Consider the following 23,307-nt stretch of genomic DNA (forward strand, 5'->3'; position numbering starts at 1 on the left):
GGTCCAGCGATGCTTTTTTGCCGGTACTGCGTAGCCTGGCTTCATGATCGAGGTCGGTGCACTGCGGGCGCTGCGTGCGGTGGCGGCGCTCGGCACGCTGGCGAAAGCGGCCGACGAGCTGGGGTTCACGGCGTCGGCGGTGTCGCAGCAGCTCAAGCGCCTGGAACGGCAGGTGGGCGTGCCGGTCCTCGCCCCGGCGGGCCGCGGCGTCGTGCTGACCCCGGCCGGCCAGGCGATCGCCGACTCGGCGCCGGAGGTTTTCCAGGCACTGGAGCGCTGCGCCGAGGCGGCCCGATCGGTGTCGGAGGGCGCGCCCCGCGGCACGCTGCGCGTGGCCGCCTTCTCGACCGGCATCCGCGGCCTGCTCGCCCCGGCACTCGGCCGGTTGTCCGCGCGGTGCCCGGAGTTGCGCCTCGACATCACCGAGCAGGACCCGGACCAGGCCCTGCGCAGCGTCGACGCGGGGACGGCCGACCTCGCCCTGATCCACGACGCCGACGGCCTGCCGGCCGTGCTCCCGCCGTCGTTGACGCAGCGGCACGTGCACACCGACGTCGGCGACGTGGTGCTGAGCCGCCACCACCCCCTGGCGGCGGTCGACCGGCCGCTCGGTGCGGAGCTCGCGGGCCACGCGTGGGTGACGAGCCCGCCGGGAACCGTGTGCCACCAATGGTTCCGGCGCCTGTTCGAGACGGCGCCGGAGGTCCGCCACCTGGTCGACGACTTCGCGACGCAGCTGTCGCTGGTGGCGGCGGGCGAGGTGATCGCGCTGATCCCGAGGCTGGCCCGGCCGCCGTTGGGGAAGGAGTTGGTGTCACGGCCGTTGCGGCGCCCGCCGAAGCGTGAGGTCCACGCGGCTTGGCGGCGCAGCGCGGACACGAGCCCGGCGATCCGGGCTGTGCTGGCGGAGGTGGCTACTCGGCCTTCTCGTCCGGAGCACGCCGGCTGAAGAGCGGGCCCGCCGCGCGCCCCGTCACGAAGATCGCGACCACCGAAACCGCACCCGCGCCGAGCGCGACGCTGGCCTGCGTCGGTGCGCCGTGCCCGATGAACTGAGCGGCGATCAGGGCGAAGACGACGAGCGCGCCGAACCCGAGCAACGCCGAAGCCGCCCGGAAGCCGAACCAGGCCCACTCCAGCCGTCTCCGGTGCCGGGCTTCGACGACCTCGGCGTCGTGCCGTTGCCCGAGCCGCAGCTCGACCAGCTTCAGGACCCGATCGGCGCTGTCGGGTTGTTCCTTGTAGAGGTCACGCACGTGTTCGAGCACCCGCATGCCCAGCCACTCGTCGACCAGCGAAGAGCCCGACGTGGTCTGTTCGGTCATCGTCGGTCCCCTGCTTCCGGCGTGAGGGCGGCGCGCTCCGAAACGACCAGGGCGAACTCGCCGAGGACGTCCCGGGTGGCACCGGTGACGTCCCGGCAGGCGGCCACGACATCGGTCGCCGGGTGGTGCCGCGGTGGTGGCACCAGGCCGAAGGCGCGGGCGAGGGTACGTACCCAGCCGCGCCGGGGTTCCGGTGCGGCTTCTTCCCGGGCTGCCTTGCGGAGCAGGAGGGCGGCCTCGAGGTCGTCGCGTGCGGTGCGCCGGCCACGGCGGGGCCCGGGCACGCCGGAAGTCGACAGCCGCCAGATCTTCTTGAACAGCCGCGCTCTGGTCGGGCCGATCGCGCCGGCGGGGATCTCGGTGTACCGCGCGACATCGGCGTAACCGGAGCCGCCGCGCAAGATGACCAGGAGCAGGTGCCGCTCGGTCACCGACAAGCTGCTCAAGGTCCGGTCGACTTCGGAATACCGGCCCGCCGGGTACTCCCGCACCGCCCGCAGCACCCAAGCGATCAGCGAGTCCTCGTCGTCGATGCGGTGCACCTCCCGGCGCAAGCGGGCGGGTACGTCCGCCGCGATCGATTCGCCGGTCGGGGGATCGATCCCCGCGCCTCGAACCAGCGTCGTCAAGAACGGTTCGACCATGGCCAGGAGGTCCGCCCAAGCGGCTTCGTCGCCGTCGCGGGCGGCGGCCAGCAGTGCCGAAGTGCGTTCCCGGCCGGCCTGTTCCCGCCACTGCGGCGTCACTGAGGTCCGGCCGGGTTCGTCCACCTTCCCACTGTCGCCGTGGCCGTCCCGCCCGGCAAGGGGCCGGTCCGGTGACCGACGGCTGGCACGGCGGCGCGGAAGCGGGCTAAGCTCGCCGGCGAACGGGTGCGGCGTCGGAACGCCCGTTCGGCGACTTCCCTTGGCGCACCAAGCGGAGGAGTGCGCCTTGCCCACGTTCGCCGGGATGAGCCTGCCGGTCGCCAGTCTCGATCGCTCGCTTCCCTTCTACGAATCCCTCGGGTTCACCACCGAAGTCCGCAACGGCCGGTTCGCGCTGCTGCGGCTCGGGGCCGGCACGCTCGGGCTCCTCGAGCTCGGTGACGCCGTCGAACGGGACAGTGGCCGGCTGCGGGCGTTCGTCCAGGTCGAGCTGCTCGCCGACGACCTCGACGAGCTGTACGCCGACTTCCTCGCCCGCGGGGTGCCCGTTTCCGGGCCGCCCCGGGACCGCGGGTTCGAACGGCAGCTCCAGCTGCGGGACCCGGACGGCTTCACCGTCGAGTTCGCCGACCACAGCCCGCGCTAGCCGGGGGCGGAGGTCGGCCGCCGGGTTCGCGGAGGCCTTGTGCTCCTGACGTACGATTCCGGCACCGGCGGGAGGGGGCAGGGTGTTCGGTCGGAAGAAGAGGCTCGACGATCTGAACGATCTGATGGCGCAGCTCAGGCCCGACCTGAGCCGGGAATCGCTCGGCGTCGGCCCCGATTTCCCGGGCGTCGCCCCGAACCCGCTCCTGAGCGGTGGTGCGCGGAATCGCACCGCGGAACTGCGTGCGGGGGTGCTCGCGCTCGGCGTTCTCGTCGACTGGCGGGAGGTCAACAGCAATCCCCGCGTGGTCCTGATGTTCGACGTGGAGACCGCCGACGGCCTCTCGTTCCGCGGTATCGCGGACGAAGACCTCACGCTCACCGAGCTCACCCGGCTCGCCCCGGGGCAGACGTGGCCGGTGCGCTACCGGCCGGCCGTCATGGACCACTACGTCGCCCTTGCCCGGGACGCGGACCCCGCCCACGTGCAGCAGCTCTCCGATCGGATCGCCGGCCGCAAGCGGACCTGACCCCGGGTGACGGTGCGGGAGCTTTGTCCCCCACGCCCTAACCGTGCGCGGTGATGGCCGCTTCGGCGCTCGGGTACGTCGGGAAGAAGTCCGCCAGCCCGATCAGGCCGAACGTCCGGCTGAGCCGGGCGGGGACGGCCGCCAGCGCCACGCCGGCACCCGCCGCCTCGGCGACGTTGCGGGCCGCGATCAGGGCGGAAATACCGCTGGAGTCGCAGAACGTCACGCCGGCCAGGTCGATCACCAGCAGCTGCCGGCGGTCTAGGGGCGCGGAGGCGATCGCGGCGCGGAGGCGGGGTGCCGTCGCCACGTCGAGCTCGCCTTCGACCGTGACCACCGGGCCGGATGCGGTGGTCCGGGTGGTGGTCGAAAACTGGGTCACGATGGATCGCCTCCGGGGAACGGGATGCTCAGCGCGAGCAGCGCGGTGTCGTCGTCGACGCCGTCGCCGAAGCCGGCGAGCAGCTCGGTCACGGCCGCGACGACCGCCGGTGCGGTGGTGGGCGCGCGGCCGGTCAGGTACGCCTGCAGCTGCTCCCCGCTGTAGCGGGTGCGGCCGTGGACGCGGGCTTCGGTCAGCCCGTCGCTGTAGAGGAGCAGGGTGTCGCCCGGCGCCAGCCGGACGTCCACGGTGGCGAAGCGCGCCTGCGGGAACGCGCCGACCAGCTGCCCGCCCGGGATGTCGAGGAACGCCGACGTGCCGTCGGCGCGCAGCAGCAGGGCCGGCGGGTGGCCGCCGGACCCGACGGTGACCGCCGCGCCCTCGTCGTCCGGGCGGACGACGCCTTGCACGACCGTGCAGTAGCGCGGGTCCGCACCGCGGTATTCCTGGTGCAGCACGGTGTTGAGGTGCGCCAGCACGGTGGCCGGCGCCGGGTCGTACGCCGCGGCCGCGCGCAGCGTGTACCGCGCCAGCGACGTCACCACCGCGGCGCCGGCGCCCTTGCCGGAGACGTCGCCGAGGAAGAACCCCCACGCGTCGCCGGTCAGCGCGAACAGGTCGTAGAAGTCGCCGCCGACCTCGTCGGCCGACGCGGGGTGGTAGTACGCCGCGACCCGCACGCCCGGCACCTCGGCCAGCGCCGGCGGCAGCAGGGTCTGCTGCAGCGTCCGCGCCAGCCGTTGCGCCCGGTCGCGTTCGCGTTCGGCGGCTTCGCGTGCCCGCAGCAGCTCCTGCTCGTAGGCGCGCCGGTCCCGCGCGTCGAAGACGGTGGTGCGGATGAGCTGCGGCTGCCCGTCGGTGCCGACTTTGACCGTCGACGTCACGAGCACCGGCAGCCGCGTGCCGGTGGCGGTCTTCAGCTCGAACGCGACCCCGCCGAGCTGGCCCTGCATGCGCAGCAGCGGCGCGAAGTGCGTCTCGTGGTAGATCCGGCCGCCGACGGTCAGCAGGTCGGCGAACCGGCGCCGCCCGACGACGTCCTCGCGCTCCCAGCCCAGCCAGCCGAGCAGCGTGGCGTTGATCTTCGCGATCGTGCCGTCGAGCAACGTCGAGAGGTACCCGCAGGGCGCGTGCTCGTAGAGGTCTTCGGCGCTGTCTTCGAGCAGCGCCGAGAACGCCGGGCCGGCCTGGTCACCGGCGTCGCACATCATGGCCGGTCGACGAACGCGGTGATCGCGGCGGCGGTGGCCTCCGGCGCGCTGAGCTGCGGGCAGTGCCCGGTCGCGTCCAGCGTGACGAGCACGCTGCCCTCGATCCGCTCGTGCGTGAACTGCCCGACCTCCTGCGGCGCGATGGCGTCCTGCGCGCACTGGACGACCAGCGTCGGCACGGAAACCTTCGCCAGGTCGGCGCGGTTGTCGGAGAGGAACGTCGCCCGGGCGAACACCCGCGCGATCGTGGGATCGGTGCGGCAGAAGCTGTTCGTCAGCTCCTCGCCGAGCTCCGGGCGCTCCGGGTTGCCCATGATCACCGGCGCCATCGCCGCCGACCAGCCCAGGTAGTTGGAGTCGAGCGCTTCGAGCAGCTCGTCGATGTCCTCGCGGCTGAACCCGCCCCGGTAGTCCCCGTCGTCGAGGTAGCACGGCGACGGCGTCAGCAGCACCAGCTTCGCGAACCGGTCCGGCTCCCGGTTGGCGGCCAGCACCGCGATCATCGCGCTGACCGAGTGCCCGACCAGGACGACGTCCCGCAGGTCGAGCTCGTGGCAGATCGCCAGGACGTCGTCGGCGTAGCCGTCGAGACCGCTGTAGCGCCCGGCGGTCCACGCCGAGCTGTCCGACTGACCGGCCCCGGTGTGGTCGAACAGCACCAGCCGGTAGCGCTCGGCGAGCGGCGGGACGACGAGGCGCCAGAGGTTCTGGTCACAGCCGAAGCCGTGCGCGAGCAGCAGAGTGGGACCGTCCTCGTAACCGGTGACGACGACGTTGTTCCGGCGGCGCATGCTCACCGGCCCATCCTCCCACCCGGCGGCCCGGATCGCGTGGTTCAGCGGGCGAGAGCTTCGTCGCGGGTGGCCGTGACGGCCAGTGCCTCGCGCAGGCCGGTCAGCTGCAGGGTCCGGGCGACGACGCTGCGCTCGGGCGCGACGACCCGCACCCGGGTGGCGGTGCCGGCGCTGCGGCGGGCTTCGAGCAGGGCCGTGATGCCGATGGAGGCCAGGAACGAGACCCCGGTCAGGTCGATCACGAGCAGTTCCGGCGGGTCGGCGAGCGCCGCGGTGATGCCTTCGCTCAGCACCGACGCGCTGAGCAGGTCGACTTCGCCGGCCACGTCCAGGACGACCGCGCCGCCGACGCGTTCGGGCGTCACGCGCACCAGGTCCTGGGGCCGGAGCCGATTGCCGTCCGTGCTCACCTGGTGCTCCTCCTCTGCCTGGTTTCCACCGAATGGTGGCTTACCCAGACCGGGTGATGGCCAAACCTCGCCACCTCCGGCGCTCGGGCCAGGGGAGATGTCCGTCTCGCGGTGCCGGCGGGGTGTAACGGATCACCCGGTCGGCCGATAGCCCGATCGTGTCCGGGCGTGGCCCGGCCCTCATGAACGGACTATCCGATGCGACGCCTGTCCCTCGCCGCCGCCCTCGCGGCCGGCACCCTCGCCCTCGCCGCCTGCTCCGGCACCTCCGGCACGGTGGAACCCGCCGGGGCCACCTCCTCTGCGGCCGCCGCCGCGCCCAGTTCGACCGCGCCGCCGGCGCTCGAGGCCGCCAAGGTCGGGTCCGCCGTGGCCGACGCCGCCAAGCAGGCGTCCTCGGTGCGCGTGAAGGGCACCATGGCGAGCGAGGGCAACATCAACCTGGACCTGCAGCTCAACCAGGACAGCGCGAGCGGCACCGTGGTCAAGGACGGCATCGAGATCCCCGTCCTGCGCGTCGGCGACAAGTACTTCTTCCGCTTCACCGACTCGCTGGTGAAGGAGGCCGGCATCCCGGCCTCGATCGGCAAGAAGCTCACCGGCAAGTGGGTCCCGTCCACCGCCAAGATCGGCGCCGGCATCGGCGACGCCTTCAAGGTGTTCCTCGACTACAAGTCGTTCACCGAGAACACCGTCGGCGAGCTGGCTTCCGCGAGCTTCACCGGCGGCGAGCCCACCACGCTCGGCGGCGTCCCGGCGCTGAACTTCACCAGCCCGGACGGCACCGCCACGGTCGCCGCCGACGCGCCGCACTACCTGCTGCGCATGCAGGACCCCAAGAGCGGCGCCATCGAGTTCAGCGACTGGAACAAGCCGGCCCCCGTCGAGGCGCCCCCGGCGTCGGAGATCTACTCCGGTCCCGGCGCCTGAAGCCGGACGGGGACGCCGCCCCGGACCGTGCCCAGGTTGGTCAGCGCGACGTTCTCCAGGCCGTTGCCCGGACCGCCGTCGCTGGTCACCGCCAGCGCGAGCGTGTTGCGCCCGTGCGGGTCGAGGACGCCGGTCGGCAGCACGAACGTGTGCTGCGGGCCGACGTCCGCGACGTACTGCCCGAGGTTCCACCCGTTGACGAAGATCAGCGCCCGGTAGCGGCCACCCGATCGCGGGACCGCCGGGTCGCCGATGGTCAGGCCCAGTGAGGCGTCGTGCCCCTTCGGCACGGCGAGGGTGAAGTCCGTGCGGTACCAGGTCGTCCCGGGTGCCGCGGTGGCGGCGGGCACCTGCCCCGCCGCCCACCCCTCGTCGGAGTGGCGGGGCAGGGTCCAGCCGGCCCGTTCGCCGTCGAGGCCGCCGTTGTTCAGCGGGCCCCGCACGGGATCCGCGACACCGCCGCGGATCTTCCACGCGACGCCGTCGAGCGACGCCGAGATCAGCCCGCGCCCCTCCTTGTGGGCGTCGTTGACGCCGCCGTCCTCGTTGTGGCCGTTGTTCCGCACCATCACCGACAGCACGTGGCCGCCGTCGCCGCGCAGGTCGGCCGGCACGGTGAAGCTCGCGGTGCCGGTCGTGGGCGGCGAAGCGAGCGCGCTCGGCAGCACGTGCTGGCCGAGGTACCGCCCGTCCAGCCACGCCTGCAGCATCCCGGCGCCGCCCCCGCCGTAACCGAAGCTCAACGACTCGGGAACCGGGCCGCCGAAGTGCCCGCGGTACCAGACGTCGCCGGTGTGGAAGCCGTAGTCGTCCGCGGTGAGCGCGGGTTTGTCCGCGGGCAGCCACGCCGAGTCGTCGTAGGCGGCCGCCGCCTCGGGCGAGCCCGGGGCCTGCTTCCAGCCGGTCAGCGCGGGCAGGGGCACCGCGTCCGGGCCGGGGAGCCGGGCCGCCGCCAGCAGGCTCGACGACGACGTCCGCCGGGCCGGGACTCCCCGCCCGTTCCACGTGACCCGCGTGCCCGGGCCCCACACTTCGAGGTCGCCGGCCTGGGCGGTGTCGCCGGTCAGGGCGAGCACGCTTCCGTCGAGGCGGGCCGTCCGCAGCAACGCCGGCCCGCGGACCAGGGCGGGACCCTGGCGCCAGAAGGTGTCGGCGGCGGCGTCGTCGGCGAGCAGCAGGGTGACCGGTGGCCGGCCGCCACCGGACACGCGGACCCGGGAGAGTCCGTTGTGGACGTAGTTCAGCCGCAGGTCGCCGCGCGCGGCGTCCCAAGTGGACGTCACGATCCCGGCCAGTACCTCGACCTTCGGCTCCCGGCTGTAGCGCAACGTCGTCTCGCCGTCCTCGCCCGGCCGCCCGTGCAGCAGGGCGGTTTCCCGGACCGCGGTCATGATCTCCGACGTCGAGTACACCAGGTGCTGGCCCGCCAGCTCGAAGTTCGCCACCAGCTGCTTGGCGTCCTGGCCGTGCACCCGCAGCGTGCCCGCCTGCGGCACGGTGTAGGAACCGTCCGGTGTGGACACCGGGAACGTGAAGGCGTCGTCCGTGGTGTCCTTGGACGGGTTGTGCATCGGCACGTAGAAGTGCGTGAGCGTGTCCGGGTTGACGTTGTGGTACACCTTCACCGCCGTCGACGACGGGGCGATGGCCGCTGCCTTGTCCTGCTTGGTGATCGGCGGCACCGCCTGCAGGAAGTAGCCCAGTTCCTTCATCGTGAACGCCTTGGGCCGCAGCTGCCGGGCCTCGTCGATGGCCGCGCCGTAGTCGTAGGAGCTGAAGACGACCGGTGCCGGCAGCCAGCCCCACGACGTGCCGCCGAAGGTCATGTAGAAGTTCTGGACGGTGAGCCCGTTCGCGATGTTGGTGCCGTAGAAGACGCGCTCGTACCCGGGTCCCTCGCGGACGGCCGTGCACGGGTAGGTGCCGTTGCTGCCCCAGTAGTCGAACCAGCCGCCGCCGAATTCGGCGGTGAAGCCGGGGGTGTTCGGCGACGCGCTCGCGCCGCCTTTCGCTCCGCCCGGGCCGTACAGACCCCAGTCCGGTGCGGTGTTCGGGGTACCGGGCGTGGCGTCGGGGCGGCAGGTGCCGCCGGGGTAGGTGTCCCACGCGTAGAGGTCGACCTTGCCGGGCACGGTCCCCGGCACGCCGGAGTCCGGCGGCACCCAGATCCCGTTGCGGCCCTTGTCGTTGTGGAAGATCGGCACGCCGATGCCGTCCGCGCGGACCTTGTCGTGGAGGTGGGCGATGTAGTCGCGCTGGCTTTCGCCGGTCGCGGCCAGTTCGTTCTCGATCTGGTACAGGATCACCGGACCGCGGCCGTCGACGTACTGGTGCCGCGCGATGACGCGGTCGATCGCGGTCAGCCACTCGTCGGCCGCGGCCAGGTAGTCGGGGGCGTCGCTGCGGGCCGTGCCCGCCTGGGTGGTCAGCCAGCCGGGGAAGCCGCCGCCGGTGACCTCGGCGTTGATGTACGGGCCGGGCCGCGCGATCACGTACAGGCCGGCCTCGCGGGCGAGGTCGAGCACCTTGTCCATGTCGCGGACCCCGGTGAAGTCGTACACGCCGGGCGCGGGCGAGTGGTAGTTCCAGTCGAAGTAGATCGACACGGCGGTGTAGCCGGTCGCCTTCATCTTCTGCAGCACGTCGCGCCAGAGGTCCGGGCTGGGCAGCCGGAACGGGTGGAACTCGCCGGACCAGACGAACTCCCGCCGTCCGTCGAGCAGCATCGAATACCTGTCGAACGTGATCCGGTGCTTCGCGGTGGTGACGGCCGCGGCGGCGGTGGGCGCGGTGCTCAGCCCGGCCGCGGTGACGAGAACGAGGAACAGGGCGAGCAGACGCCTCATCGTCGAAGCCTTCCGGGACGCAGGAACCGCGCGAGCGGCAAGCGGGCCTCGGCGACGGCATCGGCGACGAGCGCGGCGTACCGCTCGGCGCCGTACCGGCTGAGGTGGGTCGCGTCGTCGACGCCGTCGTGCGCGAGGGTCAGGTAGAGCGGCCACGAAGCGGCTTCGCCGAGGTCTTCGACGAGAGCCTGGCTGCGCGCGGTCAGGTCGAGCAGCGGGATCCCCTCGCCCCGGGCGACGTCCCGCATGACCGCGGGCAGGTCGACGCCCAGGTTGTTGACGACGAGGCCGAGCGGGGTGAGCTTCCCGTCCGCGCCGAACCGGTGCCGGACCGGCGGCGTGACCAGCACCGCGGCCCCGCCCTGCTGCCGGACGCCGTCGACGAGGAGCGCGAGGTTCGCCCGGTAGCCGGCCTCGGTCGTCTGCTTGTCGTTGTGCGCCAGCTGGATCAGCGCGGTGTCGCCGGGCCGGATCATCGGGCGGACGCGCGGGAAGTAGCGGGGATCGGTGAGATAGCCGGCCGTGCCGGCGCCGGACTGGGCGTAGTTCCGCACGCTCGGCCCGGCGCGGAAGAACGCGGGCAGCGCCTGGGCCCAGCCGTTCTTCGGCGGGTTCGCCCAGTCGGCGGCGGTGGAGTCGCTGAGGACGAAGATCCGCGGGGCGCGCGGCCGGGGTGTCACGGCGAGCCACGCCGGGCGCGGCACCGGACCGGTCAGCCGGACCTGCAGGGGAACCGGGACGCCGTCGGCGGTGTGCAGGGCCAGCGGGACGTTCCGGGACAACGTTCCCCGCGGCCAAGGGACGCCGAAGGTGCAGTCCGCCGCGGCCGCCGGGCGGCCGTCGAGCCAGTGCAGCCGGACCTCGGGATCGGCCGCTCGCGTGGCGGCCGGGCGCGCGACGGCCGTGGCGGCCAGCGCGGACACGCCACCGAGGAAGACGCGCCGGGTGAGCGGGAACTGCGGGGACATCGCCGGCCTCCGGTCAGCTCGCGACCGCTGTGGTCGAGCCGATTCAAGCCAGCGGCGTCCGGGCTTGTCAACCTCGGGGACCCGATCAGTCCAATACCTCAGTAAGCGCTTTCTCCGGAAACCGGCGGTCCTCAAACCCGCACCCGCGTGCTAGCGTGGGAGCGCTCCCAGATCGAACTGTCCTGTCGAGCGGTACTCCAGGAGGTCGGTATGAAGTGGCGTTTTCCCCGCGCGGCCGTGGCCGGCCTGCTGCTGGCCGCCTGCGCTGTCGTGGCCCCCACGCCGGCCGGCGCGGCCACGCCCACGCGCGTCATGGCGCTGGGTGACTCCATCACGGGGTCGCCCGGGTGCTGGCGGGCCCTGCTGTGGCAGCACCTCCAGCAGACCGGGCACACCGACGTCGACTTCGTCGGCACGCTGCCGCCCCAGGGCTGCGGGTTCACCTACGACGGCGAGAACGAAGGCCACGGCGGCTTCCTCGCGACCGGGATCGTGCGGGACAACCAGCTGCCCGGCTGGCTGTCCTCGACGCACCCGGACGTCGTCCTGATGCACCTGGGCACCAACGACGTCTGGAACGGCATCGCCGCGAGCACGATCCTGGACGCCTACACCACGCTGCTGGGGCAGATGCGCGCGAGCAACCCGGCGACCAAGCTGATCGTCGCGAAGATCATCCCGATGAACCCGTCGAACTGCGCGGCCTGCGCCCAGCGGGTGGTCGACCTGAACGCCGGCATCCCCGCGTGGGCCGCGGCGCACAGCACGGCGGCGTCCCCGATCACCGTCGTCGACCAGTGGACCGGGTTCGACACCGCGGCCGACACCACCGACGGCGTGCACCCCAACGGCACCACCGGGATCGCGAAGATGGAGAGCAGGTGGTACCCGGCCCTGGTCGCGGCGCTGAGCCCGGCCACGCCGGCCGCCACCGGGCTGCACGTCGACGGCACCCGCGTGCTCGAGGCGAACGGCGCCGCGTTCGTGATGCGCGGGGTCAACCACCCGTACGCCTGGTACACCGGCCAGAACAGCGCCTTCGCGAACATCAAGTCCTTCGGCGCCAACACCGTCCGGGTCGTGCTCGGCAGCGGCAAGCGGTGGGGACCCACGTCGGCGGCCGAAGTCACGAACATCATCTCGCTGTGCAAGCAGTCCCGGCTGATCTGCGTCCTGGAAGTGCACGACACCACCGGCTACGGCGAAGAAAGCGCGGCGGCGAGCCTCGACCAGGCCGCCGACTACTGGATCAGCATCGCGAGCGCGTTGAAGGGCCAGGAAAACCACGTCGTCGTCAACCTCGGCAACGAGCCGTTCGGCAACAACGCGCAGGTGAGCGCGACCTGGGCGAGCGCGACGTCGAGCGCCATCACCCGGCTCCGCGGTGCCGGGCTGCAGCACCTGATCATGGCCGACGCGCCGATGTGGGGCCAGGACTGGCAGAACATCATGCGCGACAACGCGGCCTCGGTGCTCAACGCCGATCCGCAGCACAACACGGTGTTCTCGATCCACATGTACGGCGTCTACGACACCGCGGCGGAGATCACCGCCTACTTCGACGCGTTCCGCACCGCCGGGTTGCCGCTGGTCGTCGGCGAGTTCGGCAACATGCACAGCGACGGCAACCCCGACGAGGACACGATCATGGCCCAGGCGCAGGCCCGCGGCCTCGGCTACCTCGGCTGGTCATGGAGCGGCAACGGCAGCGACGTCGCCTACCTCGACATGACCAACGGCTTCGACCCCACCAGCCTGACCGCGTGGGGCGAGCGGTTCCTCAACGGCACCAACGGCGTCCGCCAGACGTCGAAGGAAGCGACGATCTACGGCGGGGGCACCGTCGACACGCAGGCGCCGACGACGCCGGGCACCCCGGCCGTCTCGGGCGTGACCTCCTCCGGCGTCACGCTGAGCTGGACGGCCTCGACGGACAACGTCGGCGTCACCGGCTACGACGTCCTGCGCGCGCCCGGCGCGTCCGGCGGCACGTTCGCCGTGGTCGGCTCGGCCGCGTCGACGACGTTCACCGACTCGGGCCTGACCGCCTCCAGCACGTACCGCTACCAGGTGCGGGCCAAGGACGCCGCGGGGAACACCTCGGCCGCGTCCGGTGCGGCGTCGGCGACGACCGGCGCGGGCGGCGGGAGCGGGGCGTGCAAGGTCGCCTACGCCGCGCCCGGCTGGGGTGGCGGCAACGGGTTCACCGCCTCGGTGACCATCACCAACACGGGCACGAGCCCGGTGACCGGCTGGACACTGGCCTTCACCTACACCTCGGGTCAGCGGGTGACGCTGCCCGGCTGGGGTGCGACGTTCACCCAGTCCGCCGCCGGCGCGGTGACCGCGACGAACCTGGACTGGAACGGCACCCTCGCGCCGAACGCCTCGACCGGCATCGGTTTCAACGGCACCTCCAGCGGCACCAACCCCGCGCCGGCGTCCTTCGCCCTGAACGGGAGCACTTGCACGATCGGCTGATCGAGTCTACTTCGGACGGAGAAGGTCATGTCCTTGCGCACATCCGCCTTCAGCCGGCTGCTGGCCGTGGGCCTGCTGGCGGCCGGGCTCGCCCCGGCCCCGGCGGTGGCGGCCGCCGCACCGCAGATCGACGAGCTGAACCGCGGGGTGATCAGCGTCCACGGCGCGGCGGGCAACCGGGTCGGCTGGCGGCTGCTCGCCGGCGACCCGGCCGGTGTGTCGTTCGCCGTCTACCGCGACGGCACCCGGGTGACCACGACCCCGGCCGGTGGTCCGACCGGCTACCTGGACGCCGGGGCGCCCGCGGGGGCGAAGTACACCGTGCACGCGGTGGTAGACGGCGTGGAGCGGATGTCGGCGTTCGCCGCGGAGGAGTCGCTGACGCTCGACAGCACGGCCGCGGCGAGCACCCGTGACGTGCCGATCCAGGTCCCGGCCGGCGGCACGACGCCGTCGGGCGAGAGCTACACCTACAGCGCGAACGACGCCAGCGTCGGCGATCTGGACGGCGACGGGCAGTACGAGTTCGTCGTCAAGTGGGATCCCGGCAACGCCAAGGACAACTCGCAGTCCGGCTACACCGGCAACGTCTACGTCGACGCCTACCGGCTGGACGGCACGCGCCTGTGGCGGATCGACCTCGGCCGCAACATCCGCGCGGGCGCGCACTACACGCAGTTCCAGGTCTTCGACTACGACGGCGACGGCAAGGCCGAAGTCGCGATGAAGACCGCGGACGGCACGCGCTCGGGCACCGGCCAGGTCATCGGCAACGCGAGCGCGGACTACCGCAACTCCAGCGGGTACGTGCTGTCCGGCCCGGAGTTCCTGACCGTCTTCAACGGCCAGACGGGCGCGGCGGCGGCCACGGTGAACTACGACCCGCCGCGCGGCACGGTGTCGTCGTGGGGCGACAGCTACGGCAACCGCGTCGACCGCTTCCTGGCCGGCACGGCGTACCTCGACGGCTCGCGCCCGAGCCTGATCATGAGCCGCGGCTACTACACGCGCACGGTGATCGCGGCCTGGGACTTCCGCGGTGGCGCGCTGACCGAGCGCTGGAAGTTCGACTCGAACACGGCCGGCTCGCAGTACACCGGCCAGGGCAACCACCAGCTGGCGATCGCCGACGTCGACGCGGACGGCCGTGACGAGATCGTCTTCGGCGCCATGGCGATCAACGACAACGGCAGTCCACTGTGGAACACCCGGCTCGGCCACGGCGACGCGATGCACGTCGGCGACCTGATCCCGGGCCGGCCGGGGCTGGAAGAGTTCAAAGTGGACGAAGACACGTCGAAGCCGGGCGCCTGGATGGCCGACGCGAAGACCGGGCAGATCCTGTGGCAGTTGCCGTGCGGCTGCGACAACGGCCGCGGGGTGTCGGACGACATCTGGGCGGGCAGCCCGGGTGCGGAGTCCTGGTCGTCCGGGGTGGCGGGGCTGCTGAACACGAGCGGCCAGAACATCGGGCGCAAGCCGTCGTCGGCCAACTTCGTCGTCTGGTGGGACGGCGACGCCCAGCGCGAACTGCTGGACGGCACGCACATCGACAAGTACGGCACCGGCGCGGACACGCGCCTGCTGACGGCGTCGGGCGTGCACGCCAACAACGGCACGAAGAACACGCCCGCGGTGCAGGCGGACCTGTTCGGCGACTGGCGCGAGGAGGTCGTCTGGGCGACGTCGGACAACCGGGCCCTGCGGATCTATTCGACCACCGACCCGACGAGCATCTCGCACGTGTCGCTGATGCAGGACCGGCAGTACCGGGAAGCCGTGGCGTGGCAGAACACCGCGTACAACCAGCCGCCGCACCCGAGCGTCAATCCAGCGTGACGGGCGCCGAGCTTTCGAAGCGGTAACCGACCCCGCGCACGGTGGTGATCGGATCGAGGTGCGGCTCGAGCTTCGCCCGCAGCTTGCGGACGTGCACGTCGACGGTCCGGTCGTTCCCGTCCTGCCGCGGCCACAACGCGCTCTTGAGCGCGGTGCGGGTGAAGACGCGGTCGGGGTGGGCGCGCAGGTAGTGCAGCAGATCGAATTCGAGGCGGGTCAGCTCGAGCGGGCGACCCAGCAGGATCGCCCGCCTCGAGCCGGCTTCGATCCGCAGGAGGGGATCGGGAACGGCCCGCAGGTGCCGCCGCGAGCTGACGACGTCGACACTCGCGACGCCGTCGAGCGCACTGGCCAGCCGAGCGGCGACGGTGGCGGCGTCGACGGCGCGGCCGACGAGGTCGATCCGAATCCCCACGTGCAGAACCTCGGCGTCGGCTCGCCGTTCCGGCAGGATCTTCATGCGGACAGATTGTCGAGGTCCGACCGGGGAAGGGGTAGTGCGCCCGGCTGGTGAAACGACTTGCTTCCCGCCGGGCCGGCCGCGGGGCAGGATGGCCACCGTGGTGGAGATCAGCTTCCTGACCGAGTCCGACCGCGCCGCCTGGGAAGTGCTGGCCCGTGGGAAGGACACCTACTTCGCCGCCGACCGCGCGGCCGCCGACTACGACCGGACCTGGCGGCGAGTGCTCGACGACGACCGGATCCGCGGCATCGCCGCCCGCCTCGACGGCCGGGTCGTCGGCATCGCGCACTACCTCTTCCATGCCAGCGTCTGGTACTCCGGCAAGTGCTACCTGGCCGACTTGTTCGTGGATCCCGCGGTCCGGCGCCAGGGCGTCGCGACCGCGGTGCTCGGCTGGGTGGCGCGCGACGCCGAGGAGCAGGGCTACCCGGGTCTCTACTGGAACACCCTCGAAGACGCCCCGGCCCGCGCGCTCTACGACCGGGTCGGCCGGCTGCACGAAGGGCTCATCCACTACGGCTACCGCCGCGGGCCGGGCTGATTCCCAGCATGTGGGTGCGGTCCGCCGGACTGGTTAGAGTCCGGGCGTGACCTCGACGATCCGCGCCGCCGCGCTCGTGCTGATGGCCGTCGTCGTGCTCGCCGGGTGCCGCCACGATCCGCCCGCCGCACCGGGAAAGCGGTGGCCCGTCGTCGCCGAGGCGGCCGAGCCGAGCCGGGGTCAGTCGAGTCCGAGGTGATCGCGCAGGGTCGTGCCGGTGTAGTCGGTGCGGAACGAGCCGCGCTCTTGTAGCAGTGGGACGACTGTGTCGGCGAATTCGTCCAGGCCGCCCGGGGTGACGTGCGGGACGAGGATGAACCCGTCGCTCGCGTCGGCCTGCACCAGCTCGTCGATCGCGTCGGCGACCGTCGACGGCGAGCCGATGAACGTTTGCCGGGCCGTGACTTCGATGATCAGCTCGCGGATCGACAGGTTCTTCGCCTCCGCCAGCTGCCGCCACTCCCGTGCCGTTGCCAGCGGGTCGCGGTACATCCGGACGCTCGCGCGGCCGCGGGCGATCGTGTGGTCGCCGAGGACCGGGTCGGACTCCGGCAGCGGGCCGTCCGGGTCGTACGAGCTGAGGTCGGTGTTCCACAGCTGCTCGAGGAACTTGATCGCGGTCTGCCCGCTGACCTGCTGCCGCCGGACGACGTGGGCGCGCTCGTGGGCGTCCGCGTCGGTGTCGCCGAGGACGAACGTCGCCGCCGGCAGGATCACCAGCTGCTCCGGCGTCCGGCCGTACTTCGCCAGCCTGCCCTTGACGTCGGAGTAGAACGCCTGCCCCGCTTCGAGCGTGCCGTAGCGGCTGAAGATCGCGTCGGCGGTCGCCGCGGCGAACTCGCGGCCCTCCTCGGAATCGCCGGCCTGGATGATCACCGGACGGCCCTGGGGGCTGCGCGGCACCGGGAACCGGCCCTCGATGTCGAAGTGCGCGTCGTGGTGGGCGAACGCGCCCGCCGACGGGTCACGCAGGAACACCCCGGTTCCGGCGTCGGCGGCGACCTCGTCACCGCGCCAGGAGTCGAACAGCTCCCACGCCGTGCGCAGGAACGTCTCCGCGCGCTCGTAGCGCTGGTCCTGCGGCAGGAAGCCGCCGCGGCGGAAGTTCTCGCCGGTGAAGGCGTCCCACGACGTGACGACGTTCCAGGCCGCGCGCCCGGCCGAGAGGTGGTCCAGCGACGCGAACTGCCGGGCCACCTCGAACGGCTCGTTGAACGTCGAGTTGATCGTCCCGGCCAGCCCCAGCCGCTCGGTGACCGCCGCCAGCGCCGACAGCACGGTGAACGTGTCCGGGCGGCCGACGACGTCGAGGTCGTAGATCTCCCCGTTCTGCTCGCGCAGCCGCAGGCCCTCGGCCAGGAAGAAGAAGTCGAACTTCGCGCGCTCGGCGGTCTGCGCGAGCTTGACGAACGAGCTGAACTCGATGTGGCTGCCGGCCGCGGGGTCGCTCCACACGGTCGTGTTGTTGACGCCGGGGAAGTGCGCCGCGAGGTGGATCTGCTTGCGGGTCATCTCGGTCCTCCTCAGACGGCGGCGTAGCGGTTGGCCGGGCGGGCGAGGCCGAGCAGCCCGCGCAGGGTGCTCGCCTCGTACCCGGTGCGGAAGGCCCCGCGGCCCCGCAGCTCGGGTACCAGTCCCCGGGTGATGGCGGTCAGGTCGTGCGGCACCGCGCCCGGCCGCAGCCGGAAGCCGGACAGCCCGGCCGCCTGCCAGTCGAGCAGGAGGTCGGCGAGCCCGGCCGGGGTCCCGGTGAAGACGTGCGCGTCGGAGGTGTACCGGGCGCCGGACAGCTCGTCGAGCCGCGCCTTGCGGTCCGCGGCCGCCTGCTCGGTCTCGCCGAGGAACACGACGACGTCGCCGAAGACGTGCAGCGTCTCGGCACCGCGCCCGGCGAGCTCCTGCTCGTCCCGCACCTCGGCGACGATCGACGCGGCCCGCGCGCGGTCGGACGGCGTCACGTAGACGACGTCGGCGGAGCGGGCGGCGAGCCGGTAGGGAACGGCGGCGTGGGCCAGCGCGGTGACCGGCGGCTGGCCCTGCGGCGGCCGCGGCGTGATCGACGGGCCCTTGACCGAGAACCAGCGGCCCTCGAAGTCGATGTAGTGCAGCTTCCCGCGGTCGACGAACCGGCCGGTGGCGACGTCGCGGATCTCGGCGTCGTCCTCCCAGCTGTCCCAGAGCCGGCGCAGCACCTCGACGTAGTCCGCGGCCTCGTCGAACAGGTCGCGCAGCGGGCTCGGCTTGCCCGGCTCCGCGGAGTCCTCGAGCCGGAACTCACCGAACTCGCGGCGCCCGAAGTGCCGGTTGTCCTCGGCGCGCCCGGCGACCTGCACGCGGACGCCCGCGCGGCCGGTGCTGACGTAGTCGAGCGTGGCGATCGCCTTGGACAGGTGGAACGGCTCGGTGTGGGTGACGACGGCGGTCGGCACCAGCCCGATGTGCGAGGTCAGCGGCGCGACGCGGGCGGCGATCAGCACCGCGTCGAGCCGTCCCTGGACGATGCCGTCCCGCTCGCCCGGCCGGTCGAGGGGCTGCACGGTCTGCAGGGCCAGCGAGTCTTCGAGGGTGACGAAGTCCAGCAGGCCGGCCTCGGCTTCGCGGACGACGTCGGTCCAGTAGCCCGCGGTGAGCAGCTCACCGGGCCGCGCGCCGGCTTCCCGCCAGGCGGCGGGGTGCCACCCGGCCCCATCCAGCGCGACGGCGATCCGTGGTCCTGTCATCCCCGCGTCCCTTCTCTCGGCTCGTCCCCGTAGTGTGCGCCGGTTGCCGCGGGACGGGCCGGAGCGGCCAGTGGCTGGGACGAGCCGGGTGCGCCGGGAATAAACCGCGGATCAGCCGACTTCGTTCAGCTTCCCGGTGGCGACGTCGAAGACGAACCCGCGCACCGAGTCCTTCTTGGGGACGAACGGGCTGCCCTTGATCCGCGCGATCGACTGGCGGACGTCCTCGTCGAGGTCGGAGAACGCTTCGGCGGCCCACGCGGGCTTGACGCCGACGTCCTGCTGGATGGACTTCTTGAAGTCGTCGTCGGTGAAGGTGAGCATGCCGCAGTCGGTGTGGTGGATGAGGATGATCTCCTCGGTGCCGAGCAGCCGCTGGCTGATGGCGAGCGAGCGGATCTCGTCCTCGGTGACGACGCCGCCGGCGTTGCGGATCACGTGCGCCTCGCCTTCCTGCAGCCCGAGCACGCCGTAGACGTTGATCCGGGCGTCCATGCAGGCGAGCACGGCGACGTGCTTGGCGGGCGGCAGCGGCAGCGGCCCGGCGAAGCGCGCGGCGTATTCGGCGTTGTTGGCGAGCAGCTCGTCGGTGACCGACATGGTGGTCCCTTCCGCGTGGATGTGGTGGGCCGAGTGGACGCGTCGCGTGCACCCGTGCGCAACCGTGCCCACCACCTGGACTGTCCACTGTGGATTCCGGTTCCGCTCCGTGGACGTCCTGGCCGGGCGGTCGCGCCGCCGCCGACAATGCCCCGCATGACGAGCGAAGAGACGGCGTACGACCGGACCCGCCTGGCCCAGTGGCGGGACGGGGAGGCACGCCTGCCGGGGCTGAGCCGGCGCGACCTGCTGCGGCTGACCGCGGCCGGTGGTCTCGCGCTGGCCGCGGGCACGGCCACGCCGGGGGTGGCCGCCGCGGAACCGGGACCGATCGTGAAACCGCTGCCGCCCGAGCTGTTCGACGTCCACGGAACCAACGCCGAGATGCGCTGGGAGTCGATGCGCGGCCAGGGCTACCTGACGCCGGTCGACCGGTTCTTCGTCCGCGACCACACCTCCACGCCCCTGCTGGACGCCGCCGGCTGGCGGCTGAAGCTGTTCGGCTCGGGCCTGCGCGGCGCGCCGACGGCCGGGGCGCCGATCGAGCTGTCGTACCGCGACCTGCGCGCGCTGCCGTCGGAGACGATCACCGCGTTCGTCGAGTGCACCGGCAACGGCCGCGGGTTCTTCACCAGCCAGCAGGGGCAGACGGTCAGCGGGACGGCGTGGAAGCTGGGCGCGGTCGGCGTGGCGCGCTGGCGCGGCGTCCGGCTCGCGACGGTGCTCGCGCGGGCCGGGCTGACCCGCGACGCCGTCGACGTCCTGCCGGAAGGGCTCGACCCCGACTACACCGCGGCGGGGGTGAACCTCGGCAAGGTGCGGCGGCCGCTGCCGGTGGGCAAGGCACTGCAGGACACCCTGCTGGCCTACGAGATGAACGGCCGGCCGCTGCCGCCCGACCACGGTTTCCCGGTGCGGCTCGTGGTGCCGTCGTGGGCCGGGATCGCGTCGATCAAGTGGCTCGGCCGGATCGAGGTCTCGGCGACGCCGCTGGTGTCGCCGTGGAACACGCAGTTCTACCGGCTGCTGGGCCCGGACTACCCGCCCGAGGGCACGCTCGTCACCGAACAGGTGGTGAAGAGCGCGTTCGAGCTCCCGTGGGACGCGACGCTCGCGGCCGGGCAGCGGCAGGTGCTGCGCGGCCGGTCCTGGTCGGGCCACGGCCGGATCCGGCGGGTCGAGGTGAGCACGGACGGCGTCACGTGGGCGCCCGCGAAGCCGATCAGCCCGGCACTCGACCGCGGCTGGCTGCAGTGGGAGTTCCCGTGGCGGCCCCGCACGGCCGGGTCGTACACCCTGCGGGCGCGCGCCACGGACGTCACCGGCACCCGGCAGCCGGACGTCTCGCCGTACAACACGCAGGGGTACCTGTTCGGCGCGGTCGTCCGGCACCCGGTGACGGTGGCCTGACCAGGGCAGCCCGAGGTGCTCCCGCAGCGTCGTGCCCTCGTATTCGGTGCGGTGGACGATCCGGAACGGGAAGTACGCGGAGGTGCTGAAGCGGTGGCACCTGACGTCGGAGGCCCTGCCCGCGTCGGAGATCAACCCGCAGGTCCGTCCATTGTGGATTCTGGTGCGCTCAGCAGTGCGTTTCCATCGCGGCCTCCTTCCCCGTCCTGCTCACGAAAGTAGGGAGGGAAGCGGGAGCGGAAGGCCGCCGTCGCAGTGAAAAACCGGCCGGCAACAACCCTTGACAACGGGGTGCGGCCGAACGGGCCCGGCGCGTTCAGCGGATGCGGCGGGCCCGTTCGCGGCAATTCTGCAACGCCGCTGGCCCCGCGCGGGCTCCCGGGTGTTCGCTGGAGCGGGAGGGCGTGCGATGCGGAAGGTGAACGCGGGACGGCGGATCGGCTGGCTGCTGCGGACGAACCGCGTGCTCGGCGCCCGGCCGCGCTACCGCCGCCTCGCGGCCTTCGCCGCGGACTTCGACGCCGACGGCGTGACGCCCTCGGTGTCCATCAGCACCCTGTCCCGCTGGGAGAACCGCGTCACGACCGTGCCGGGCGCGGCGGTGCGGCGCTACGAACAGCTGCTCGACCTGCGTCCCGGCCTGCTCGCCGCGGTCAACGACACGGTCGCGCGCTACCTCACGCCGCCGACCCAGGCCGTCCCGCCGTGGGCCCGGCACCGGCGGCCGAACCCGGGCGCGCCGCTCGACGAGCTGGTCGACCTGGCCGTCACCGACGCCGTCCTCGGCAGCGAGGAATGGGACCGCCTGACCGAGCTCCTCGCCTGCCGGCCGCAGCTGATCCTGAGCCCCGCGTCGACGTGGGACCGGCTCTCGGAGCGGCTGCTCACCGAGATGTGCATCGCGGACGGCGTTTCGTGGATGCGCCGGGCCGAGGCGTTCCACCGGCTCATCGTGCACCCGGTCGGCCAGCGGGCGGCGATGACCACGGCGGCGGCTGCGGCGGCCGACACCTCCGCGCAGAGCCTGATCGGCACCCTCGGCGTCTTCAGCGCGAGCGCCCACCCCGACGCGAGCTCGTCGGTCGTCCGGCACCTCACCGACCCGCTGACCGACCGGACGTTCTACGGAGCCCTGCTGACCAGCGTCAAGAAACTGCGGTTCGGGCACTTCGACGACCGCCAGACGGCGGCCCTGCTGCCGATCCTGTGCGCGCTCGTGGCGGCGGGCGGCGGCGAGCGGACGTCCCTGGCGGCCCGGTTGCTGCAGCTGCTGCCCCGCGAGCTGCAGGTGAAGGTCCCGAGCCGGGTGTGGGCCGCGGCGACGGCGGCGCTGTGGCCGGCGGCGGCCCCGGTCGCGGAACGGCTGTCCGCCGAGACCCTGGAAGCGATCGAGGAGCCGCCCGCCGACCCGCTGCTGGCCGTGTTCGTCGACGAAATGCTGCACGACCCGGTGTTCGACGTCCGGCTCTGCACGATGTTCCTGCTCTACGCGACGCCGTATCGCGCGCCGTTGGCGCACGCGCTGGCCGGCGAACTGGTCACCACCCTCCGGCGGCGCGGCCGCCCCGACTGGGTCCAGCGGCTCCTCGACGCACTGCGCATCCTCGGCGGCGCGGAGGAACGACGGCTGATCGAAGCGATGGTGCTGTCCGAACACCTCGGACCCGCGGTGCGCGATTCCGCCGCGTACGCACTGGGCCACGTGGGCGGCGCGAGCCCCGACGACTTCTACCGCCGGGCGTTCGCGCTGCACGCGCGCCACGAGGAGAGCGCGCACTCGACGTCGGTGCTGGACCGGCTGGTGTACTGCATGGGGATCACCGACCGCCGCGCCCTGCTCGGCGAAGTGGTCACCCGCCCGGAACTCCCGGCCCGCATCCGCACGGCGGCGACGTGGTGGACCGGGCTGCCGGCGTACATCCGGGAGAGCGCGGCGCTCTAGCCCGAGATAGTTTCAACTTTGACTACCTGTCGTGGCCGCGTTAGGCTGCGCCCCGTGCAGGACGTGACCGCCGCCGAGCTGGACTTCTGGTCCTTCGTGGCGCTGGCCAACCGGCGGCTGGCCGAGGAGTACGGCTTCCGGCACCAGCTCGCCACCGAGGTGCTGCTGACCCTCAACCGCGCCTCCGACCTGGTCACCTACGACCTCGAAGCCGCCGTGCACCGGCCGCGCGGGCGGTCGTGGTCGGCCTTCCGGCTGCTCTTCGTGGTCTGGCTGGCCGGCCCGCTGGAGCCGAAGAGCGCCGCCCGGCTGACCGGGATGAGCCGCGCGGCCGTGTCGAACCTCGCCAAGGTGCTGGTCGCGGACGGGCTGCTCGACCGCACCCCGGACGAGCACGACGGCCGCTCGGTCCGGCTCTCGCTGACCGAAGCGGGCCACGACGAGATGGTTTCGGTGTTCCAGGAGCACAACGAGCGCGAGTTCGGCTGGACGGACGCGCTCACCGAGACCGAGCAGCGCATCCTCGTGATGCTGCTCGGGAAGCTGATCACCAGCCGCGCCGGCTTCGACGCGCGCAGCCGTAGTTAGTAAAGGTGTGAACCAAGTTGGCTGAGGAGGCGCCC

Annotated in this window: 23 protein-coding genes; 11 read left to right on the plus strand and 12 right to left on the minus strand. The window is 72.5% G+C overall.

What is annotated here, in order from left to right:
* Window positions 1–43: 43 nt before the first annotated feature.
* The gene (locus AB0B33_RS20185) at window positions 44–949 is read left to right on the plus strand and encodes a LysR substrate-binding domain-containing protein (RefSeq protein WP_360773790.1); all 906 of its coding nucleotides are present in this window, start codon (window positions 44–46) and stop codon (window positions 947–949) included.
* Here AB0B33_RS20185 and AB0B33_RS20190 read toward each other — a convergent pair.
* Both AB0B33_RS20190 and AB0B33_RS20195 read right to left on the minus strand, forming a co-directional pair.
* Window positions 915–1,325: a hypothetical protein gene (locus AB0B33_RS20190; protein WP_360773792.1), complete on the minus strand. Its 411-nt coding sequence runs from the start codon at window positions 1,323–1,325 to the stop codon at window positions 915–917. The genes AB0B33_RS20185 and AB0B33_RS20190 overlap by 35 nt on opposite strands.
* Window positions 1,322–2,095 (minus strand): hypothetical protein, encoded by a 774-nt coding sequence (locus tag AB0B33_RS20195; RefSeq protein ID WP_360773795.1) that lies wholly within the window; start codon window positions 2,093–2,095, stop codon window positions 1,322–1,324. The genes AB0B33_RS20190 and AB0B33_RS20195 overlap by 4 nt, the downstream gene beginning before the upstream one ends.
* 163 nt (window positions 2,096–2,258) lie before the next feature.
* Between AB0B33_RS20195 and AB0B33_RS20200 the strand changes: the two genes are divergently transcribed.
* Window positions 2,259–2,618 carry a VOC family protein gene (locus AB0B33_RS20200; protein WP_360773798.1) on the plus strand — a complete coding sequence of 120 codons (360 nt, stop codon included), beginning with the start codon at window positions 2,259–2,261 and terminating at the stop codon, window positions 2,616–2,618.
* A gap of 124 nt (window positions 2,619–2,742) precedes the next feature.
* Window positions 2,743–3,147: a hypothetical protein gene (locus tag AB0B33_RS20205; protein ID WP_360773801.1), complete on the plus strand. Its 405-nt coding sequence runs from the start codon at window positions 2,743–2,745 to the stop codon at window positions 3,145–3,147.
* A gap of 37 nt (window positions 3,148–3,184) precedes the next feature.
* Here AB0B33_RS20205 and AB0B33_RS20210 read toward each other — a convergent pair whose 3' ends face one another.
* The 4 genes from AB0B33_RS20210 to AB0B33_RS20225 are packed head-to-tail and all read right to left on the minus strand — an operon-like array spanning window position 3,185 to window position 5,944.
* Window positions 3,185–3,529 (minus strand): STAS domain-containing protein, encoded by a 345-nt coding sequence (locus AB0B33_RS20210; RefSeq protein WP_360773804.1) that lies wholly within the window; start codon window positions 3,527–3,529, stop codon window positions 3,185–3,187.
* A complete protein-coding gene (locus tag AB0B33_RS20215; RefSeq protein WP_360773807.1) occupies window positions 3,526–4,740 on the minus strand; it encodes a SpoIIE family protein phosphatase in 1,215 nt (404 codons plus the stop codon). The genes AB0B33_RS20210 and AB0B33_RS20215 overlap by 4 nt, the downstream gene beginning before the upstream one ends.
* Entirely contained in the window at window positions 4,737–5,537 is an 801-nt protein-coding gene (locus tag AB0B33_RS20220; RefSeq protein WP_360773810.1) for an alpha/beta hydrolase, read from the minus strand. Before AB0B33_RS20220 ends, AB0B33_RS20215 begins: the two co-directional genes overlap by 4 nt.
* Window positions 5,538–5,575: 38 nt before the next feature.
* The gene (locus AB0B33_RS20225; protein WP_360773813.1) at window positions 5,576–5,944 is read right to left on the minus strand and encodes an STAS domain-containing protein; all 369 of its coding nucleotides are present in this window, start codon (window positions 5,942–5,944) and stop codon (window positions 5,576–5,578) included.
* 198 nt (window positions 5,945–6,142) lie between these two features.
* On the opposite strand from AB0B33_RS20225, the gene AB0B33_RS20230 reads away from it, so the two are divergent.
* The gene (locus AB0B33_RS20230) at window positions 6,143–6,874 is read left to right on the plus strand and encodes a hypothetical protein (RefSeq protein WP_247019768.1); all 732 of its coding nucleotides are present in this window, start codon (window positions 6,143–6,145) and stop codon (window positions 6,872–6,874) included.
* Here the strand turns inward: AB0B33_RS20230 and AB0B33_RS20235 are convergent.
* Together AB0B33_RS20235 and AB0B33_RS20240 are read right to left on the minus strand one after the other, a co-directional pair.
* The gene (locus AB0B33_RS20235) at window positions 6,853–9,720 is read right to left on the minus strand and encodes a beta-galactosidase (RefSeq protein WP_360773817.1); all 2,868 of its coding nucleotides are present in this window, start codon (window positions 9,718–9,720) and stop codon (window positions 6,853–6,855) included. The two genes, AB0B33_RS20230 and AB0B33_RS20235, sit on opposite strands and share 22 nt — an antisense overlap.
* A complete protein-coding gene (locus AB0B33_RS20240) occupies window positions 9,717–10,688 on the minus strand; it encodes a GDSL-type esterase/lipase family protein (protein ID WP_360773821.1) in 972 nt (323 codons plus the stop codon). Before AB0B33_RS20240 ends, AB0B33_RS20235 begins: the two co-directional genes overlap by 4 nt.
* A 210-nt stretch (window positions 10,689–10,898) precedes the next feature.
* Between AB0B33_RS20240 and AB0B33_RS20245 the strand changes: the two genes are divergently transcribed.
* Window positions 10,899–13,169, plus strand: a complete 2,271-nt coding sequence (locus tag AB0B33_RS20245; RefSeq protein WP_360773824.1) for a cellulase family glycosylhydrolase — start codon at window positions 10,899–10,901, stop codon at window positions 13,167–13,169.
* 27 nt (window positions 13,170–13,196) lie between these two features.
* Complete coding sequence (locus AB0B33_RS20250; protein WP_360773827.1) at window positions 13,197–15,008, plus strand: rhamnogalacturonan lyase; 1,812 nt, start codon at window positions 13,197–13,199, stop codon at window positions 15,006–15,008.
* On the opposite strand, the gene AB0B33_RS20255 is transcribed toward AB0B33_RS20250, so the two are convergent.
* Window positions 14,995–15,468: a winged helix-turn-helix domain-containing protein gene (locus AB0B33_RS20255; protein WP_360773830.1), complete on the minus strand. Its 474-nt coding sequence runs from the start codon at window positions 15,466–15,468 to the stop codon at window positions 14,995–14,997. The two genes, AB0B33_RS20250 and AB0B33_RS20255, sit on opposite strands and share 14 nt — an antisense overlap.
* A 91-nt stretch (window positions 15,469–15,559) precedes the next feature.
* Here AB0B33_RS20255 and AB0B33_RS20260 point away from each other — a divergent pair, with 91 nt between their 5' ends.
* Together AB0B33_RS20260 and AB0B33_RS20265 are read left to right on the plus strand one after the other, a co-directional pair.
* The gene (locus tag AB0B33_RS20260) at window positions 15,560–16,012 is read left to right on the plus strand and encodes a GNAT family N-acetyltransferase (protein ID WP_360773833.1); all 453 of its coding nucleotides are present in this window, start codon (window positions 15,560–15,562) and stop codon (window positions 16,010–16,012) included.
* A gap of 46 nt (window positions 16,013–16,058) precedes the next feature.
* A complete protein-coding gene (locus AB0B33_RS20265) occupies window positions 16,059–16,211 on the plus strand; it encodes a hypothetical protein (protein WP_360773836.1) in 153 nt (50 codons plus the stop codon).
* Here the strand turns inward: AB0B33_RS20265 and AB0B33_RS20270 are convergent.
* From AB0B33_RS20270 to AB0B33_RS20280, 3 genes are all read right to left on the minus strand, one after another.
* The gene (locus tag AB0B33_RS20270; RefSeq protein ID WP_360773839.1) at window positions 16,193–17,524 is read right to left on the minus strand and encodes an NtaA/DmoA family FMN-dependent monooxygenase; all 1,332 of its coding nucleotides are present in this window, start codon (window positions 17,522–17,524) and stop codon (window positions 16,193–16,195) included. The two genes, AB0B33_RS20265 and AB0B33_RS20270, sit on opposite strands and share 19 nt — an antisense overlap.
* Before the next feature lie 11 nt (window positions 17,525–17,535).
* Complete coding sequence (locus AB0B33_RS20275; protein ID WP_360773842.1) at window positions 17,536–18,732, minus strand: LLM class flavin-dependent oxidoreductase; 1,197 nt, start codon at window positions 18,730–18,732, stop codon at window positions 17,536–17,538.
* A 111-nt stretch (window positions 18,733–18,843) separates the two neighbouring features.
* Window positions 18,844–19,332: a carbonic anhydrase gene (locus AB0B33_RS20280; protein WP_360773845.1), complete on the minus strand. Its 489-nt coding sequence runs from the start codon at window positions 19,330–19,332 to the stop codon at window positions 18,844–18,846.
* Window positions 19,333–19,488: 156 nt separating this feature from the next.
* Here AB0B33_RS20280 and AB0B33_RS20285 point away from each other — a divergent pair, with 156 nt between their 5' ends.
* The 3 genes from AB0B33_RS20285 to AB0B33_RS20295 all read left to right on the plus strand — a co-directional run bounded on the left by AB0B33_RS20285 (window position 19,489) and on the right by AB0B33_RS20295 (window position 23,272).
* Window positions 19,489–20,742 (plus strand): sulfite oxidase, encoded by a 1,254-nt coding sequence (locus tag AB0B33_RS20285; RefSeq protein WP_360773847.1) that lies wholly within the window; start codon window positions 19,489–19,491, stop codon window positions 20,740–20,742.
* Between the two features lie 409 nt (window positions 20,743–21,151).
* The gene (locus tag AB0B33_RS20290; protein ID WP_360773850.1) at window positions 21,152–22,684 is read left to right on the plus strand and encodes a hypothetical protein; all 1,533 of its coding nucleotides are present in this window, start codon (window positions 21,152–21,154) and stop codon (window positions 22,682–22,684) included.
* A 54-nt stretch (window positions 22,685–22,738) separates the two neighbouring features.
* Window positions 22,739–23,272 carry a MarR family transcriptional regulator gene (locus AB0B33_RS20295; protein ID WP_360773854.1) on the plus strand — a complete coding sequence of 178 codons (534 nt, stop codon included), beginning with the start codon at window positions 22,739–22,741 and terminating at the stop codon, window positions 23,270–23,272.
* The last annotated feature ends 35 nt before the right edge of the window (window positions 23,273–23,307 follow it).

The sequence above is a fragment of the Amycolatopsis sp. NPDC049159 genome (genome assembly GCF_040648295.1).
GTDB lineage: Bacteria > Actinomycetota > Actinomycetes > Mycobacteriales > Pseudonocardiaceae > Amycolatopsis > Amycolatopsis pretoriensis_A.

Coding starts and splice junctions, on each gene's coding strand:
- AB0B33_RS20245 (WP_360773824.1), top strand. CDS start 10,899: ATGAAGTGGCGTTTTCCCCGCGCGGCCGTGGCCGGCCTGCTGCTGGCC.
- AB0B33_RS20250 (WP_360773827.1), top strand. CDS start 13,197: ATGTCCTTGCGCACATCCGCCTTCAGCCGGCTGCTGGCCGTGGGCCTG.
- AB0B33_RS20280 (WP_360773845.1), bottom strand. CDS start 19,332: ATGTCGGTCACCGACGAGCTGCTCGCCAACAACGCCGAATACGCCGCG.
- AB0B33_RS20185 (WP_360773790.1), top strand. CDS start 44: ATGATCGAGGTCGGTGCACTGCGGGCGCTGCGTGCGGTGGCGGCGCTC.
- AB0B33_RS20215 (WP_360773807.1), bottom strand. CDS start 4,740: ATGATGTGCGACGCCGGTGACCAGGCCGGCCCGGCGTTCTCGGCGCTG.
- AB0B33_RS20205 (WP_360773801.1), top strand. CDS start 2,743: ATGGCGCAGCTCAGGCCCGACCTGAGCCGGGAATCGCTCGGCGTCGGC.
- AB0B33_RS20290 (WP_360773850.1), top strand. CDS start 21,152: ATGCGGAAGGTGAACGCGGGACGGCGGATCGGCTGGCTGCTGCGGACG.
- AB0B33_RS20240 (WP_360773821.1), bottom strand. CDS start 10,688: ATGTCCCCGCAGTTCCCGCTCACCCGGCGCGTCTTCCTCGGTGGCGTG.
- AB0B33_RS20285 (WP_360773847.1), top strand. CDS start 19,489: ATGACGAGCGAAGAGACGGCGTACGACCGGACCCGCCTGGCCCAGTGG.
- AB0B33_RS20190 (WP_360773792.1), bottom strand. CDS start 1,325: ATGACCGAACAGACCACGTCGGGCTCTTCGCTGGTCGACGAGTGGCTG.
- AB0B33_RS20270 (WP_360773839.1), bottom strand. CDS start 17,524: ATGACCCGCAAGCAGATCCACCTCGCGGCGCACTTCCCCGGCGTCAAC.
- AB0B33_RS20235 (WP_360773817.1), bottom strand. CDS start 9,720: ATGAGGCGTCTGCTCGCCCTGTTCCTCGTTCTCGTCACCGCGGCCGGG.
- AB0B33_RS20275 (WP_360773842.1), bottom strand. CDS start 18,732: ATGACAGGACCACGGATCGCCGTCGCGCTGGATGGGGCCGGGTGGCAC.
- AB0B33_RS20260 (WP_360773833.1), top strand. CDS start 15,560: ATGGCCACCGTGGTGGAGATCAGCTTCCTGACCGAGTCCGACCGCGCC.
- AB0B33_RS20255 (WP_360773830.1), bottom strand. CDS start 15,468: ATGAAGATCCTGCCGGAACGGCGAGCCGACGCCGAGGTTCTGCACGTG.
- AB0B33_RS20230 (WP_247019768.1), top strand. CDS start 6,143: ATGCGACGCCTGTCCCTCGCCGCCGCCCTCGCGGCCGGCACCCTCGCC.